This window comes from Pantoea sp. X-Soil-MYKO-1289 (assembly GCF_059730625.1).
On record NZ_AP036004.1, the window covers coordinates 3,686,124 to 3,700,981 of the forward strand.

The window sequence follows — 14,858 nt, forward strand, 5'->3', positions numbered from 1 at the left end:
ATGCAGCAGAACATTGTTCAGCAACCCGACGGCTACTTAAATAAAACGCCGCTGTTCCAGTTCATTTTGCTCTCGTGCCTCTTCCCGCTATGGGGCTGCGCCGCGAGCCTGAACGATATCCTGATCACCCAGTTCAAAAGCGTTTTCGCCCTCAGCGACTTCGCCAGCGCGCTGGTGCAGAGCGCCTTTTACGGCGGCTACTTTCTCATTGCTATTCCGGCCTCGCTGGTGATCCGCAGAGCAAGCTATAAGCTGGCGATCCTGATGGGGCTGGCGCTCTATATCGGCGGCTGCGTGCTGTTCTATCCCGCCTCGCATATGGCCACCTACACCATGTTCCTCGCGGCGATTTTCGCTATCGCCATCGGCCTGAGCTTTCTGGAAACCGCCGCCAATACCTATAGCTCGATGATTGGCCACCGCGATCGCGCCACGCTGCGCCTCAACGTCAGCCAGACCTTCTACCCGGTCGGCGCGCTGATGGGCATTGTGCTGGGCAAATATCTGGTGTTCCGGGAGGGCGACAGCCTGCAGAGCCAGCTGGCCGGGATGAACGCCGAACAGGCGCACGCGTTCCGCCTCAGCATGCTGGAGCATACGCTGGAGCCCTATAAATATCTGGTGATGGTGCTGGTGGTGGTGATGCTGCTGTTCCTGTTTACGCGCTATCCGCGCTGCAAACCGGCGTCGAGCGAAAAATCCCTGCCGTCGCTCGGCGAAACGCTGCGCTACCTGGCCGGCAACCGCCACTTTAAGCGCGGCATCGTGGCGCAGTTCCTCTATGTCGGCATGCAGGTGGCGGTGTGGTCGTTCACGATCCGTCTGGCGCTCACGCTGGGCGCCACCAATGAACGCCACGCCTCTAACTTTATGATCTACAGCTTTATCTGTTTCTTTATCGGCAAATTCGTCGCTAATTTCCTGATGACGCGCTTTCGCGCCGAGAAGGTGCTGATGGCCTATTCGGCGCTCGGCGTGCTGACCCTGGCGTGGGTGATGTTCGTGCCGAACTTCACCGCGGTCTATGCGGCGGTGTTTGTCAGCGTGCTGTTCGGCCCCTGCTGGGCGACGATTTATGCCGGCACCCTGGCGACCGTCGACAACAAGTACACCGAAGTGGCGGGCGCGTTTATCGTGATGTCGATTGTCGGCGCCGCTTTTATCCCGGCCATCCAGGGATTCGCCTCCGACCATCTGGGCTCAATGCAGCTGGCGTTTGGCGTCTCGCTGCTCTGCTTCGCCTGGGTGGGTTTCTATTTCTGGGGCGAGCTGCGTCATAAAAAACAGGCGCGGCAAACCGGCCGTTTAGTCGAGGAGATGCCATGAAAACGCGTCTGCCGCTCTGTCGGGAACAGTTTCACGCCACGCCGACCACGCTGCTGCAAAACGCCGAGTTCCACGTCGAGCTTTTCCGCTACCCGGCTGGAATCGAAGCGGTGCGTATCAGCAATCAGCGCGGCACGGTGACGGTGCTGCCCTTTTACGGCCAGATGATTTGGGACGCCTGTTTCGACGGCCGGACGCTGACCATGGGCCACAGCTTTAAGCAGCCGCTGCCGGGCAGTTCGATTATCGACACCTACGGCTGCTTTGCCTTCCACTCTGGGCTGCTGGCGAACGGCTGTCCGGCCGAAGATGATGATCACCCTCTGCATGGCGAAATGGCCTGCGCGCGCATGGACAGCGCGTGGCTGGTGCTGGAGGCGGATCGCCTGTCGCTTGAGGGCGAAACCGAGTATGTGAAAGGCTTTGGCCATCACTATCTGGCGGCGCCGGCGGTGCGGCTCGAGGCTGGCCAGCCGCGCCTGCATATCGAGATGAAGGTGACCAACCTGGCGGGCGCGCCGATGCCGCTGCAGTATATGTGTCATCTGAACAGCGCATGGATTGATGGGGGCGAGTTTAAGCAGTCGATCCCGCAGCAGGCTTTCCAGCTGCGCACCTCGGTGCCGGCGCACGTAAAGCCGACGCCGCAGTGGCAGACCTATACCGCCGCGCTGGCGCGCGATCCGCAGGCATTTCAGCGGCTGGATCGGCCGGAGATGTGCGATCCGGAGATCGTCTTCTTCGCCGACGATCTGCCGCAGTATGGCGACGAGATGCAGTTCGAGCTGCATTCGCCGCAGGGCTTCGCGCTGATGACGCGCTTCAGCAGCCGGCAGTTTCCGCACGCCACGCGCTGGATGCTGCACAACCGCGATCAGCAGGTGGCGGCTTATATTCTGCCAGCCACCTGTCGGCCGGAGGGCTTCAACGCCGCGCAGCGCGCCGGCACGCTGCTGTGGCTGGCGCCGGGCGAACAGCGCCATTTCAGCGTCGAGACGGGCATAGTGTGACGTCGTGCGTGATGGCGACCCGCAGGGTCGCCAGCCGGCCGCGCGAAGGTTAACCCGCCAGCGCGGCGAAAACCTTCTCCACGGCGTAAGCGCCGGGATCTTTCACCCCATCCAGCGTCTGCTGATTCAGGTAGGATGAGCGCCCCGCTCTGGCGCTCTGCATCTGCGCGGTGGAATCGGCGCCCTGGGCCGCCGCCGCAGCCGCCTCCGCCAGCGATCCGCCCGCCGACAGCGCCTCCAGCGCCGGCTCCAGCGCATCGACCAGCGTGCGGTGACCAATCTGCGCGCCGCCGTAGTGCTTCATCTGCTCCAGTCCCTGCGTCAGCGCCTCCGGCAGCGTACCGCCCTGCGCCAGCCGCTGGCCCGCCGCGGTAAACAGGATCGACATCAGCACGCCGCTCGACCCCGCCCATCACCGTCGCCAGCTGCTCGCCCACCAGCGCGAACAGCGACGGCAGATCCGCCAGCGGCAGCTGCTGCGCCTCCAGCGCGCTCTTCACCTTACGCGCGCCCGCGGCGAAGGTCGAGCCGGTGTCGCCGTCGCCGACTTTCGCGTCCAGCGCGTTCAGCTCGGCTTCAAGATCGATCAGCGTCTGCGCCACGCGCCCCACCACCTGCGCCGTGCGCTCGTCCTGAGAAGGCGTAAACTCGAGCTTGCTCACCACGCGCTGGCTGCTCAGCGTCGTGACCGGCTCCACCGCATGGACTGGTGCCCAGCCCAGCACCTCTACCGGCGCTTTCAGCGCTTCGAGAAACGCCGCCTCCACCTGCAGCACCGTCAGCGAGAAGCCTTTCATATCGAGCGCGCTCACCAGCGTCGCCGGGCCAATCAAATGGCTGATCTGCGCCGCCAGCGGGCTTTTCAGCACGTCGCGCGTCACCAGCGCCAGCTCCAGCATCGAGAAGCCGCCGAGATTGTTCACCAGCAGCACCGCGCGGGTGCCGGAAGAGAGACTGTTGGCCAGCTTATCCGTCATGATGCTCACCAGCTGCTGGCTGTTCTGCGTGTCCAGCGTGATGACGCCCGGCTCGCCGTGAATGCCCATGCCCAGCTCGCTCTCGCCCTCTTTCACGCGGTTGTCGCGCTTCTCGCCGGGAATATGGCAGGTGGAAAAGGCGACGCCGATGCTTGCCATGCCCTTAATGGCGCGCTGCGCCAGGGTTTTCACCTGCGCCAGCGACTGTCCCTGCTCTGCGGCGTAGCCGGCGATTTTGTGGATGAGAGCGGTACCGGCGATGCCGCGCGGCTGGGGGTTGTCCGGCAGGGCGATATCGTCCTGCACCATCACCATCTCGACCTTGTAGCCCAGCGCGCGCGCCTTCTCCGCCGCCAGGCCGAAATTGAGCCGGTCGCCGGTGTAGTTTTTCACGATCAGCAGGCAGCCCGCGTCGCCGGTAACGTTAATAATGGCGCTCAGCACCGCGTCGACGCTGGGCGAAGCGAAAATATCGCCGCAGACTGCGGCGGTCAGCATCCCTTTGCCGACGAAGCCGGCATGCGCCGGTTCATGTCCCGAGCCGCCGCCCGAAATCAGCGCCACCTTGCTTTTATCCCAGTCGTTGCGCACCACCACCCGAATGTCGTCGCCTAAGTCGAGGCGGCTAAGGTTGTGCCACGGCGTGCTCAGCAGCACCCCCTCGATCGCTTCGTTGACCAGATTATTTTTTTCATTCATCAGGAACTGGCTCATTGCATCCTCTCCAATGGTGTTGATGCCGCCAGGCAGCGGCACGCTTTAAAGGTAGCCGAAGAAATGCAAAGGGCGGCCGATGGCCGCCCCTGAGGATGTGGCTGGAATCAAAGCGCGATGCGCATCACGCTGTCGGGGTTTTTCGGCGGCGCTTTGCGCGATCCCGGCTGTTTGACGCTGACGTAGAGCGCCTTGCCGTCGGCGGAAAGCGCCAGGCTGTTAGGCAGGCCCGCCGTTTTCACCCTGCGTTTCACTTTATAGCTGCTGGCGTCGATGATGCTGACCTCGCCCGCTTTGCGGTGGGTGACGTAAAGCTCGTCGCGCTGCGGATTGAACAGCACCGCCAGCGACTCTGGCGCGGCGATCGCCTGGATCACTTTCCCATCGCGCAGATCGACCACCAGCACCTGCGGCTGCTTCGAATCGCTGAGGAAGGCGCGCTGACCCTGCGTATCCAGCGCGATATTCAGGAAGAAATGCGCGTTGTCGTCGCCGATTTTCTGCCGCTTTTCAACGGCGTTAGTGCGGCTGTTGATGGTGATAAGTTCGCCGTCGGCGTTGGTGACGTAGAGTTTCTGCCGCTCGCTGTCGACCGCCAGGCCGGTAGCCATTTTGCCGGTGTTCGGCACCACGCTGATAAGCTGCAGGGTTTTGCCATCCACCACCCAGACCACGCTCTGCGGCCCCAGCCCGGTGACGTAGACGCGGTTGGTTTTCACATCGACGGCGATTTCGCGCGGCTGCAGCGGCCGCACGCTGTCGCCGCGCTGGCGGCCGTCCAGCACCAGCGTGTTGAGCACTTTGCCGCTGACGGCGTCGATGGCGGTCAGCGCGCCGTTCAGGGTATTGCCGATATAGAGCACGTTGGTTTGCGGATTGATCGCCGCGCCGAAGCTTTTCAGCTCGGTGGGGATGGTTTGCTTTACGGCCAGGCTGTGCGCATCAAGGCGGAATACCGCGCCGCCCGGCGCATCGCTGCCCTGCGACGCGGCGAGGAACAGCGTATCGTCGCTGGGGCTAAAGGCAAGCTCATAGGCGCCCTTGCTGACCGGCTGGGTGAGAGGGTCCGCATGCGCCAGCATGCCGGAGGCGGAAAAGAGCGCGGTGGCGAGCAGCGTCGCGCGCAGCGCAGAGGATAAGGATGTCATGATCTCTCCATAGCAAAAAATTCACCGCCATCAGGCAGTGCTGGAAAGCTCACATTGCAAACCGAATAAAAAAAGCGAAACGGCCATAAGGCCAGCAGAGACAATTTTTTTGGCAGATCATAAGGATTTATCGCCAGAAGGGAAGCGGTTTCATCCGCTTAAACGCCGCCAGGACGCCCGAAGGCGTCCTGTCAGCAACAGCCGGTCGGACTTATTTCAGCAGTTCAGCCGTCATGTGCACGCCGTTGTTGTTGTAGGCTTCGGTCACTTTGTATGAGGCGCCCGCTTCTTTCGCCTGCGCCGCGATTTTTGCTTCCGCGCCGTCAAGGGTAGAGTCGATAGCGGTCACGCTCTGGGCGAAGCTGGTCAGCGGAAGAACGGAGAGAGCGATAACAGCAGCAAAAGTTTTGATAGTTTTCATGGTCAATTCCTCGGTAGATGTTTAATCAGATAAGGCGTGTTGCCTTGTTGAGATGAATAATAGACCGAGGATGAAACTGTTGATAGCGGAGATAATTGCCGTTCTTTATCAAATTTACTGACAATCAAATCGCACATTGGGTGTAGCGGCGCCGCAAAAGGTTAACTCGCTGGCAGAAAGAAAAAGGGCAGCATATTCCGCTGCCCTTCGGCCAATTAGCCGTGATGTCGCACGCGAGTGAAGATGGTAAGCGAGGCGAGCAGCATCAGCACGCCGCTGGCGAGAAAGACGCCGCCTGCGCCCTGCAGGTCGAACATCCAGCCGCCCGCCGCCGCGCCGGCCGTAATCGCCAGCTGGATGGTGGCCACCAGCAGGCCGCCGCCCGATTCGGCGTCGTCCGGCACCGCGCGCGAGATCCAGGTGGACCAGCCGGTCGGCATCGAACCAAACGCCAGGCCCCACAGCGCCACGCCCGCGGCGACCAGCCAGGAGACGTCGACAAAGCTCACCAGCAGCAGCGCGGTGGCGCTCATCACCAGCGCCATCGCGCTCAGCGTCAGCGATACGCTGCGCGTTACCAGATAGCCCGCCAGCGAGGTGCCGAAAAAGTTAGCCACGCCAAACGCCAGCAGCACCAGAGAGAGCTGGTTGAGATTAAGCTGCGCGCTGCTCTCCAGAAACGGACGCAGGTAGGTAAAGAAGGCGAAGTGGCCGGTAAACATCATAATCACCGCCAGCATGCCCCAGCGCATCAGCCCGCTGCGCAGCAGGTCGAGCACGCCGCCGCTGCGCGCTTTATTCTCTGGCGGCATCGCCGGCAGGGTAAAGCTCTGCCAGATCAGCGCCAGCACGCCCAGCCCGGCGGTCAGCATAAAAATATTGCGCCAGCCGATCAGGCCGCCGAGATAGCTGCCGAGCGGCGCGGCGATAATGGTCGCCAGCGAAATGCCGCTGAAGACGATCGAGAGCGCGCGCGGCACCTGGTCGCTGGGCACCAGCCGCATGGTGATGGCGGTCGAGAGCGTCCAGAAGCCGCCAATCGCCATGCCGAGCAGCACGCGCGCCAGCAGGATCAGCGTCAGGTTGCTCGCCAGCGCCACCAGCAGCGCCGAGGCGACCAGCAGCAGCGTAAAGGCCAGCATCACCACGCGGCGATCGAGCCGCCGCGTGACGCTGCCCACTATCAGACTGGTCAGCAGCGCCACCAGCGCGGTCACCGTTACCGTCTGTCCCGCCTGCCCTTCCGACACCTGCAGCGAGGCGGCGATCGGCGTCAGCAGACTGACCGGCAGAAATTCGGCGGTAATGAGGCCGAATACCCCGAACGCCATCGAAAATACCGCGCCCCAGGCTGGACGCGTGGGGACGGAAACCTCATCAGCCACTTCTGTACTCAGACTCATGCAGCTTCTCCATAAAAAAATTTATTAAGGCTGGAGCATAGAGGCAGCGGGCAAGACGATCTATGATGGCAACACCTTCATTATTGATAATTCGTCTGGAATGCAATGAGCCACTATGAAGATCTGACCAGCGAACTGCTGATGGGCATGCGGCTGCACGGCGTGACCTATCAGCGCATCCAGCTCGCCGCGCCCTTCGGGCTGCGCTATGAGCATGCGCCGGGCCGGGCGCAGTTTCACTTCGTCGGGCGCGGCCCGCTGCTGGTGCGCGGCGCGTCGGGCGCAATTTTTACGCTTAATACCGGCGACGCGCTGCTGATCCCGCACGGCAAGCCGCACAGCCTGCTCTCCTCGCCCGACGCCGACTGCGAGAATATCGCCGCCTTCAGCAGCAAGCCGATCTGCGACAGCGTCTGCGCCATTGGCGCGCCCGCCGACGCCTGCGACGACGAGGAGAGCGTGATCCTGTTCAGCGCCTGCATGAAGTTCGAGCTGGGCGGCATGCAGCCGCTGATCAACACCATGCCGGATATCATGCTGGTGAGCACCCTGCTGTCGCAGTATCCGGAGATCCAGCCAATTCTCGACGCTATGGAGCGCGAGTCGCGCACGCGTCACGCCGGCTTCGCCGGTATTCTGTCGCGGCTGGCGGATGTGGTGGCGGCGCTGATCGTGCGCGGCTGGGTAGAGAACGGCTGCGGTCAGGGCAGCGGGCTAGTGCAGGCGATGCGCGATCCGCGCCTGAGCAAGGCGATCGCCGCGATGCACCGCGAACCGGGAGAGAACTGGACGGTAGAACGGCTGGCGCGCGTGGCGGGCTGTTCGCGTTCGGTGTTCGCCGAGCGCTTTCAGAACGCCACCACCATGACGCCGCTGCGCTATCTCACCGAGCTGCGCATGCGGCTGGCGGTGCAGCGCATCGTCAATAACGGCGAAGCGGTGGAAGTGGTGGCCTTTCAGCTCGGCTACGGCTCGCTCGCCGCTTTTAGCCGCGCCTTTAAGCGTATTGTCGGTCAGCCGCCCGGCGCGCTGCGCGCCGGGCGGGAAGAGGCGCGCGCCTCCTAGCGGAAGACGCTGATCGCTTCCACCAGGCGGTTAGCCTGACGCGTCATGCGGCCGGACGCCTCGGCGCTCTCCTGCACGCGCGCCGCGTTGCGGTGGGTGATGTCGTCGAGGTCCTCGACCGCCGTAGAGACCTCGCTCAGCGCGGTGGACTGTTCGGCGGTGGCGGCGCTGATCTGCGCGATCAGCGACGAGACGTTCTGCACCTGCGCAACGATGTCCTGCATGGTGCGTCCCGCCGCGTCGGCGTGCCGGCTGCCGAGCTGAACCCGGCTGGAGCTGGTTTCCACCAGGCTTTTGATTTCGCTGGCGGCCTTCGCGCTGCGCTGCGCCAGGCTGCGCACTTCTCCCGCCACCACCGCGAAGCCTTTGCCCTGCTCGCCCGCGCGCGCCGCTTCCACCGCCGCGTTGAGCGCGAGGATATTGGTCTGGAAGGCGATGCCGTCGATCACGCTGGTGATGTTGGCGATGCGCTGCGAGCTTTCGGCGATCTCCGCCATCATGCCGACCATTTCCTGCATTACGTCGCCGCCCTTGCTCGCCGCCTGGCTGGTGCGCGCCGAGAGCGTATTGACCTCGCCCGCCGTTTCGGTGTTGCTTTTTACCGTGGCGGTCATTTCGTTCATGGTGGCGGCAGTCTGCTGCACGTTAGCCGCCGCCTGTTCGGTGCGGCGGCTTAGCTCGCTGTTGCTGCTGGCGATGGCGTCGCTGGCGCTCAGGACGTTAATCGCCTGGCCGCTGACGTCATCCACCAGCCAGCGGAACATCAGGCCGAGCTGGCCGATAGCACGCTGCGTCATCCCCACCTCATCGACGCGATCGATTTGCTCAACTTTATGGCTGGCGCCGGTGGCCACGCTAAGCGCCTGCTGGCACATGCGTTCGATGGGGCGCGAGATTTGCTGTTCCATCCACAGGCTGGTCAGCAGCAGCAGCAGCGCCATGCCGCCGGTAAAGCAGCCCAGCGAGGCGGGCGTCATGCCGAGCAGCGCGGCGCTGATTGCCGCCAGCGGCAGCAGCGCGATCAGCGGCAGGCGGATGCGCCAGCGCAGCGGCAGCGTTTTCAGCAGTGACCCGACGCGACGCCAGCCGGTGCGGACGATCAGCCCTTTATGGAAGCGCCGCCCTTTCGTCCGCCCTTCGCGAAAATCGCGGTAGAGCGCTTCAGTGGCGCGAATTTCCGCCTCGTCCGGTTTGGTGCGCACCGACATAAATCCCTGCACCTTGCCGTCGCGCACCACCGGCACCGCATTGGCGCGCACCCAGTAGTGATCGCCGTTTTTACGGCGGTTTTTCACCAGCGCCGTCCAGGGTTGGCCCTGCTTGAGCGTCGCCCACATGTCGGCAAACGCCTCGGGCGGCATGTCGGGATGGCGCACCATGTTGTGCGGCTGGCCGTTGACCTCTTCCGGCGTAAAGCCGCTGACCTCGATAAAGGCGTCGTTGGCGTAGGTGATGTAGCTGTTGATATCGGTGGTCGACATTAACGTCGCGTTATCGTCAAACACGAATTCGCGCTGGGTGACTGGCTGATTGTTACGCATGACGGGTCCTTGAACGAGCTGCTGAAGGTAGGGAGATTATCAGTTATGTTTTTTTATGTTTTCGGCAGCGAAAGACCCGGGCTTTAGAGGCGGCAATAAATTTTTCCCGCTTAAAAAGAGGCTGGCGAGCAATTGACCCGCCAGCCGTTTATCTGTGAATCGTTAGTCCTTTTTAATAATCCTGTGTTAGCCCTGTAGCGCGCGGCGGATAAAGCCCTGATGCCTGTTAAGGCGCGCGCGGGCTTCTTCGGCGTCGATGTCGGCCAGCAGCATCAGGATGGCGGTTTTGCAGTGGCCGTCGCAGGCCGCCAGCGCGCGGCTGGCGTTCGCTTCGTCGCAGTCGGTGGCCTGCATGACGATGTTGATTTGGCGCTGTACCAGTTTCTGGTTGGTGGCCTCTACGTCGACCATCAGGTTGCCGTAGACTTTGCCGCTGCGGATCATCGCGCCGGTGGTGAGCATGTTGAGCACCAGTTTCTGAGCGGTGCCCGCTTTCATGCGCGAGGATCCGGTGACCACTTCCGGGCCGACCACCGGCGTGAGCGCGATGTCTGCCGTCTGCGCCATGGCGCTGTTGGGGTTGCAGGTGAGCGCCGCCGTGGTGGCGCCCAGCGTCCGGGCATATTCCAGCGCGCCCAGCACGTAGGGCGTGCGGCCGCTGGCGGCGATGCCCACCAGCACATCTTTTGCGCTGAACTGGATGTCGCGCAGGTCCTGCGCGCCCTGTTCGCGGTCGTCTTCCGCATTTTCTACCGCCTGCAGTATCGCCTTGTGGCCGCCGGCGATGATCCCCACCACCTGGCCGCGCGGCGTGCCGAAGGTCGGCGGGCATTCGCTGGCGTCGAGGATGCCGAGTCGTCCGGAGGTGCCTGCGCCGCTGTAGATCAGTCGGCCGCCCTGCGCGAAGGCGGCGACGATGGCGTCAACCGTCTGGGCGATCTGCGGCACGATCGCTTCGACCGCCAGCGCCACTTTTTTGTCTTCGTCGTTGATGACGCGCAGCATGGCGTCGGTGGAAAGCTCGTCGATGTTCTGGCTGGCCGGATTGCGGCCTTCGGTGATGAGCTGGCTGAGGTCGATGGTCATGGGGCGTGCTCCGGGCATGATTTATTCAGGCCCGGTTTTATCATATTTGCGGGATAAAAAAAGGGTTCAGACGAGGTCTGAACCCTGTTACATGGCCTGATGTTGCCTGGAAAGCCGGAGCCTGCGCGGATAAGACGGCCCGATCGCAAAGACGCAAAAAGCGCCATCCCTGGCAGCTCGGCCCGCAACATCCATGTCGCGGGACGCTTTGCTCTTCGGGCCGTCTTATCCGCTTGTTAGCAAGGGGAGTCGCCTGTAAGAAGCGTTAGCTCGCCGTTTGTGCGCGCAGCTGCAGCTCGTAGGCTTTCGCCTGCTCGGCGTCGAACTGGTTCTCCCAGCGGGCAATAACCAGCACCGCCAGCGCGTTGCCGATAACGTTAAGCGCGGTGCGCGCCATATCCATAATGCGGTCGACGCCGGCGATAAAGGCCAGGCCTTCCAGCGGAATGCCGACGCTGCCCAGCGTCGCCAGCAGCACCACGAACGAGACGCCCGGCACGCCTGCGATACCCTTGGAGGTCACCATCAGCGTCAGCACCAGGATGATCTCGTCGGTCAGCGACAGGTCGATGCCGTAAAGCTGCGCGATAAAGATGGCGGCGATGCTCTGATAGAGCGTTGAGCCGTCCAGGTTAAAGGAGTAGCCGGTCGGCACCACGAAGCTGGTGATCGCCTTCGGCGCGCCGTAGGCCTCCATCTTCTGCATAATGCGCGGCAGCACGGTTTCCGAGCTGGAGGTCGAGTAAGAGAGGATCAGCTCATCTTTCAGGATACGCATCAGAGTGGTGATACGCAGCTTACAGAAGCGCGCCACGCCGCCGAGGATAACGAACGCGAAGAAGAGAATCGCGGCGTAAACCAGCAGCACCAGCTTCGCCAGCGGCCACAGCGAGGTAAAGCCGAAGTTGGCGATGGTCACGGCGATCAGCGCGAAGACGCCTACCGGCGCGTAACGCATGATCATGTGCGTCACTTTAAACATGGTTTCCGACACGCTGCGGAAGATGTTGACCAGCGGATCGCGCTGCTCTGACGGCAGCGCCGACAGGCCCATGCCGAACAGCACCGAGAAGAAGATAATCGGCAGCATGTCGCCCTTCACCAGCGAGGCGAAGATGTTCTGCGGGATCAGCGACAGAATGGTGGTGACCAGGCTATGAGGCCCGTTCTGCACCGCTTCGGTCGTGGCTTCATACTTAGAGATGTCCACCGTTGCCAGCGTTGACATATCAATGCCGGTGCCGGGTTGAAACACGTTAGCCAGCGTAATGCCGACCACAATGGCAAGGGTGGTGATCACTTCGAAATAGACGATAGTTTTGACGCCAATTCGTCCCAGTTTCTTGGCATCGCCCACGCCGGCAATGCCGACAATCAGCGATGAAATCACGATAGGCACAACGATCATCTTGATCAGATGAATAAAGATATCGCCCGCCGGGCTGAGAATGTTGGTGATTAACCATTCACGATCGTCTGGCTGATTATGCAGCACTGAACCGACAACGATGCCGAGCACCAGCGCAATCAGAATCTGCCAGGCCAGGCTTATTTTAAAACCTTTCATAACGCGTTATTTCCTCAGTCAAAACCCCTATTGCTACGCTGCGAAGGTGCAGAGAAGGATACACACAGGGAAGTGAGCAAAAGCCCGGTAAATTAGAGGGTTATTGAGGACAGCGTCCTCGACGAAAATGCGAAAATTCCCGTACTTTTTTCAGACGCCGTCTGGTTGAGTCCTGCTGAGCAGGGGCGAGATAAGTACCATTTTCACTGTGGTAAATGCAACCCCTGGCGTGTTCGATTAAAGATTAGCCACTCTAATAGCATAAAATGCTGTTTGGTTATCAAAACCCTAACCTGCTGTTCTAAAAAGTAATACTTATTAAATTATCCGCATAGCTATGCAGCGCTGCGCAAAAAGGCGGCGGGTTCGTTTGCTGGATTTTTCGCCAGGCGCAAGCGCGGATAAGGGCGCAGGTTTGACGGTTTTATCAGGCATAGCGGGCAGGCGCGCGCTCGTGATCTGAGGCGCAAAAAAGAAACAAAGCTCTGGCTCAGGCTTCACTTAACCTTTGATTGACATATTATTAACATCTTCAAGGAGATCCGCCATGAGCCAACTACATAAACACCCGATACCTGCCGCCATTGCCGCGAATGCCCTGATCACTGCCGAGCAGTATCAGACGATGTATCAGCAGTCCGTCAGCGACCCGGATGCGTTCTGGGGCGAACAGGGGAAAATCCTCGACTGGATCAAGCCCTACAGCAAAGTGAAAAACAGCTCTTTCGCGCCGGGCAATATTTCTATTCGCTGGTATGAGGACGGCACGCTCAATCTGGCGGCCAACTGCCTCGATCGCCATCTGGAAAAGCGCGGCGACCATCCCGCCATTATCTGGGAAGGCGACGACGCCAGCGAAAGCAAGACCCTGACCTTCCGCCAGCTGCATAACCAGGTGTGCCGCTTCGCCAACGTGCTGCTGTCGCTGGGGGTGAAAAAAGGCGACGTGGTGGCGATCTATATGCCGATGGTGCCCGAAGCCGCGGTGGCGATGCTGGCCTGCGCGCGCATCGGCGCGGTGCATTCGGTGATTTTCGGCGGCTTTTCGCCGGACGCGGTGGCGGGCCGCGTGGTGGACTCCAGCGCGAAACTGGTGATCACCGCGGATGAAGGCGTGCGCGCCGGTCGCCCTATCCCGCTGAAGAAAAACGTCGACGACGCGCTGAAAAACCCCACCGTCAACAGCGTGAAAAATGTGGTGGTGCTGAAGCGCACCGGCGGGCCGATCGACTGGCAGGATGGCCGCGATCTCTGGTGGTCCGAGCTAATGGATAAAGCGAGTGAGCAGCACGCGCCCGCCGAGATGCAGGCGGAAGATCCGCTTTTTATCCTTTATACCTCCGGCTCTACCGGCAAGCCAAAAGGGGTGCTGCACACCACCGGCGGCTACCTGGTTTATGCGGCGACCACCTTCAAATACGTTTTTGATTATCACCCGGAAGATATCTACTGGTGTACCGCCGACGTCGGCTGGGTCACCGGCCACAGCTATCTGCTCTACGGCCCGCTGGCGTGCGGCGCCACCACGCTGATGTTCGAGGGCGTGCCAAACTGGCCGAAACCGAGCCGCATGGCGGAAGTGGTGGATAAGCATAAAGTAACCCTGCTCTATACCGCGCCGACGGCGATCCGCGCCCTGATGGCGGAGGGCGACAAGGCGATTGAGGGCACCAGCCGCCAGAGCCTGCGCATCATGGGCTCGGTGGGCGAACCCATTAACCCGGAAGCCTGGGAGTGGTACTACAACAAGATTGGCGACGGCCGCTGTCCGATTGTCGATACCTGGTGGCAGACCGAAACCGGCGGCTTTATGATCGCGCCGCTGCCGGGCGCCACCGAGCTGAAAGCGGGCTCCGCGACCAAACCTTTCTTCGGCGTGCAGCCTGCGCTGGTGGATAACGAAGGCAATCCGCAGGAGGGCGCGGCGGAAGGCAACCTGGTGATCACCGACTCCTGGCCGGGCCAGGCGCGTACGCTGTTCGGCGATCATGACCGCTTCGAGCAGACCTACTTCTCTACGTTCAAGAATTGCTATTTCAGCGGCGACGGCGCGCGCCGCGACGAAGATGGCTACTACTGGATCACCGGCCGCGTCGACGACGTGCTCAACGTCTCCGGCCACCGTCTCGGCACCGCCGAGATCGAGTCTGCGCTGGTGTCGCATCCCAAAATCGCCGAAGCGGCGGTGGTGGGCATTCCGCACAGCATTAAAGGTCAGGCGATCTACGCCTATATCACGCTGAACCATGGCGAAGAGCCGTCGCCGGAGCTTTATACCGAGGTGCGCAGCTGGGTGCGGAAAGAGATCGGCGCCATCGCCACGCCCGATATCCTGCACTGGACCGACTCGCTGCCGAAAACCCGCTCCGGCAAGATTATGCGCCGCATTCTGCGCAAGATCGCCGCGGGCGACACCAGCAATTTAGGCGATACCTCTACGCTGGCCGATCCGGGCGTGGTGGATAAACTGCTGGAGGAGAAGCAGGCGCTCCGTATGCCGTAAACCGTCTTACCGGCGGGAGGTCTCTTCTTCCCGCCGCCCTTTCCTTACGCAGTGTGTTTCTGAAGTCACATAACAATATCTGACCAGGCCTTCCTCG

General features: G+C 61.7%; 10 protein-coding genes and 1 pseudogene. 4 read left to right on the forward strand and 7 right to left on the reverse strand.

Annotated elements, in window-relative coordinates:
- Positions 1-1,326 (forward strand): L-fucose:H+ symporter permease, encoded by a 1,326-nt coding sequence (gene fucP, locus AC6I7Z_RS17575; RefSeq protein WP_497815151.1) that lies wholly within the window; start codon positions 1-3, stop codon positions 1,324-1,326.
- The gene (locus AC6I7Z_RS17580; RefSeq protein ID WP_497815152.1) at positions 1,323-2,336 is read left to right on the forward strand and encodes an aldose 1-epimerase family protein; all 1,014 of its coding nucleotides are present in this window, start codon (positions 1,323-1,325) and stop codon (positions 2,334-2,336) included. The genes fucP and AC6I7Z_RS17580 overlap by 4 nt, the downstream gene beginning before the upstream one ends.
- A 49-nt stretch (positions 2,337-2,385) precedes the next feature.
- Here AC6I7Z_RS17580 and AC6I7Z_RS17585 read toward each other — a convergent pair.
- The 4 genes and pseudogenes from AC6I7Z_RS17585 to AC6I7Z_RS17600 form a co-directional block, all read right to left on the reverse strand.
- A pseudogene (locus tag AC6I7Z_RS17585) lies at positions 2,386-4,027 on the reverse strand (dihydroxyacetone kinase subunit DhaK).
- A 107-nt stretch (positions 4,028-4,134) separates the two neighbouring features.
- Positions 4,135-5,175: a 7-bladed beta-propeller protein YncE gene (yncE, locus tag AC6I7Z_RS17590; protein WP_497815153.1), complete on the reverse strand. Its 1,041-nt coding sequence runs from the start codon at positions 5,173-5,175 to the stop codon at positions 4,135-4,137.
- 211 nt (positions 5,176-5,386) lie between these two features.
- A complete protein-coding gene (locus AC6I7Z_RS17595; RefSeq protein ID WP_081140671.1) occupies positions 5,387-5,596 on the reverse strand; it encodes a YdgH/BhsA/McbA family protein in 210 nt (69 codons plus the stop codon).
- Between the two features lie 215 nt (positions 5,597-5,811).
- Entirely contained in the window at positions 5,812-6,999 is a 1,188-nt protein-coding gene (locus AC6I7Z_RS17600; protein ID WP_497815154.1) for an MFS transporter, read from the reverse strand.
- A gap of 105 nt (positions 7,000-7,104) precedes the next feature.
- On the opposite strand from AC6I7Z_RS17600, the gene AC6I7Z_RS17605 reads away from it, so the two are divergent.
- Positions 7,105-8,064 carry an AraC family transcriptional regulator gene (locus AC6I7Z_RS17605; RefSeq protein WP_048783044.1) on the forward strand — a complete coding sequence of 320 codons (960 nt, stop codon included), beginning with the start codon at positions 7,105-7,107 and terminating at the stop codon, positions 8,062-8,064.
- Here AC6I7Z_RS17605 and AC6I7Z_RS17610 read toward each other — a convergent pair.
- The 3 genes from AC6I7Z_RS17610 to gltP all read right to left on the reverse strand — a co-directional run bounded on the left by AC6I7Z_RS17610 (position 8,061) and on the right by gltP (position 12,258).
- On the reverse strand, positions 8,061-9,605 hold the full coding sequence (locus AC6I7Z_RS17610) for a methyl-accepting chemotaxis protein (protein ID WP_497815155.1): 1,545 nt from the start codon (positions 9,603-9,605) through the stop codon (positions 8,061-8,063). The two genes, AC6I7Z_RS17605 and AC6I7Z_RS17610, sit on opposite strands and share 4 nt — an antisense overlap.
- A gap of 186 nt (positions 9,606-9,791) precedes the next feature.
- Positions 9,792-10,691 (reverse strand): N-acetylmuramic acid 6-phosphate etherase, encoded by a 900-nt coding sequence (murQ, locus tag AC6I7Z_RS17615; RefSeq protein ID WP_497815156.1) that lies wholly within the window; start codon positions 10,689-10,691, stop codon positions 9,792-9,794.
- Positions 10,692-10,956: 265 nt separating this feature from the next.
- Entirely contained in the window at positions 10,957-12,258 is a 1,302-nt protein-coding gene (gene gltP / locus AC6I7Z_RS17620) for a glutamate/aspartate:proton symporter GltP (protein WP_497815157.1), read from the reverse strand.
- 547 nt (positions 12,259-12,805) lie between these two features.
- Between gltP and acs the strand changes: the two genes are divergently transcribed.
- The gene (gene acs / locus AC6I7Z_RS17625; protein ID WP_497815158.1) at positions 12,806-14,761 is read left to right on the forward strand and encodes an acetate--CoA ligase; all 1,956 of its coding nucleotides are present in this window, start codon (positions 12,806-12,808) and stop codon (positions 14,759-14,761) included.
- The last annotated feature ends 97 nt before the right edge of the window (positions 14,762-14,858 follow it).

Coding starts and splice junctions, on each gene's coding strand:
- fucP (WP_497815151.1), top strand. CDS start 1: ATGCAGCAGAACATTGTTCAGCAACCCGACGGCTACTTAAATAAAACG.
- AC6I7Z_RS17580 (WP_497815152.1), top strand. CDS start 1,323: ATGAAAACGCGTCTGCCGCTCTGTCGGGAACAGTTTCACGCCACGCCG.
- yncE (WP_497815153.1), bottom strand. CDS start 5,175: ATGACATCCTTATCCTCTGCGCTGCGCGCGACGCTGCTCGCCACCGCG.
- AC6I7Z_RS17595 (WP_081140671.1), bottom strand. CDS start 5,596: ATGAAAACTATCAAAACTTTTGCTGCTGTTATCGCTCTCTCCGTTCTT.
- AC6I7Z_RS17600 (WP_497815154.1), bottom strand. CDS start 6,999: ATGAGTCTGAGTACAGAAGTGGCTGATGAGGTTTCCGTCCCCACGCGT.
- AC6I7Z_RS17605 (WP_048783044.1), top strand. CDS start 7,105: ATGAGCCACTATGAAGATCTGACCAGCGAACTGCTGATGGGCATGCGG.
- AC6I7Z_RS17610 (WP_497815155.1), bottom strand. CDS start 9,605: ATGCGTAACAATCAGCCAGTCACCCAGCGCGAATTCGTGTTTGACGAT.
- murQ (WP_497815156.1), bottom strand. CDS start 10,691: ATGACCATCGACCTCAGCCAGCTCATCACCGAAGGCCGCAATCCGGCC.
- gltP (WP_497815157.1), bottom strand. CDS start 12,258: ATGAAAGGTTTTAAAATAAGCCTGGCCTGGCAGATTCTGATTGCGCTG.
- acs (WP_497815158.1), top strand. CDS start 12,806: ATGAGCCAACTACATAAACACCCGATACCTGCCGCCATTGCCGCGAAT.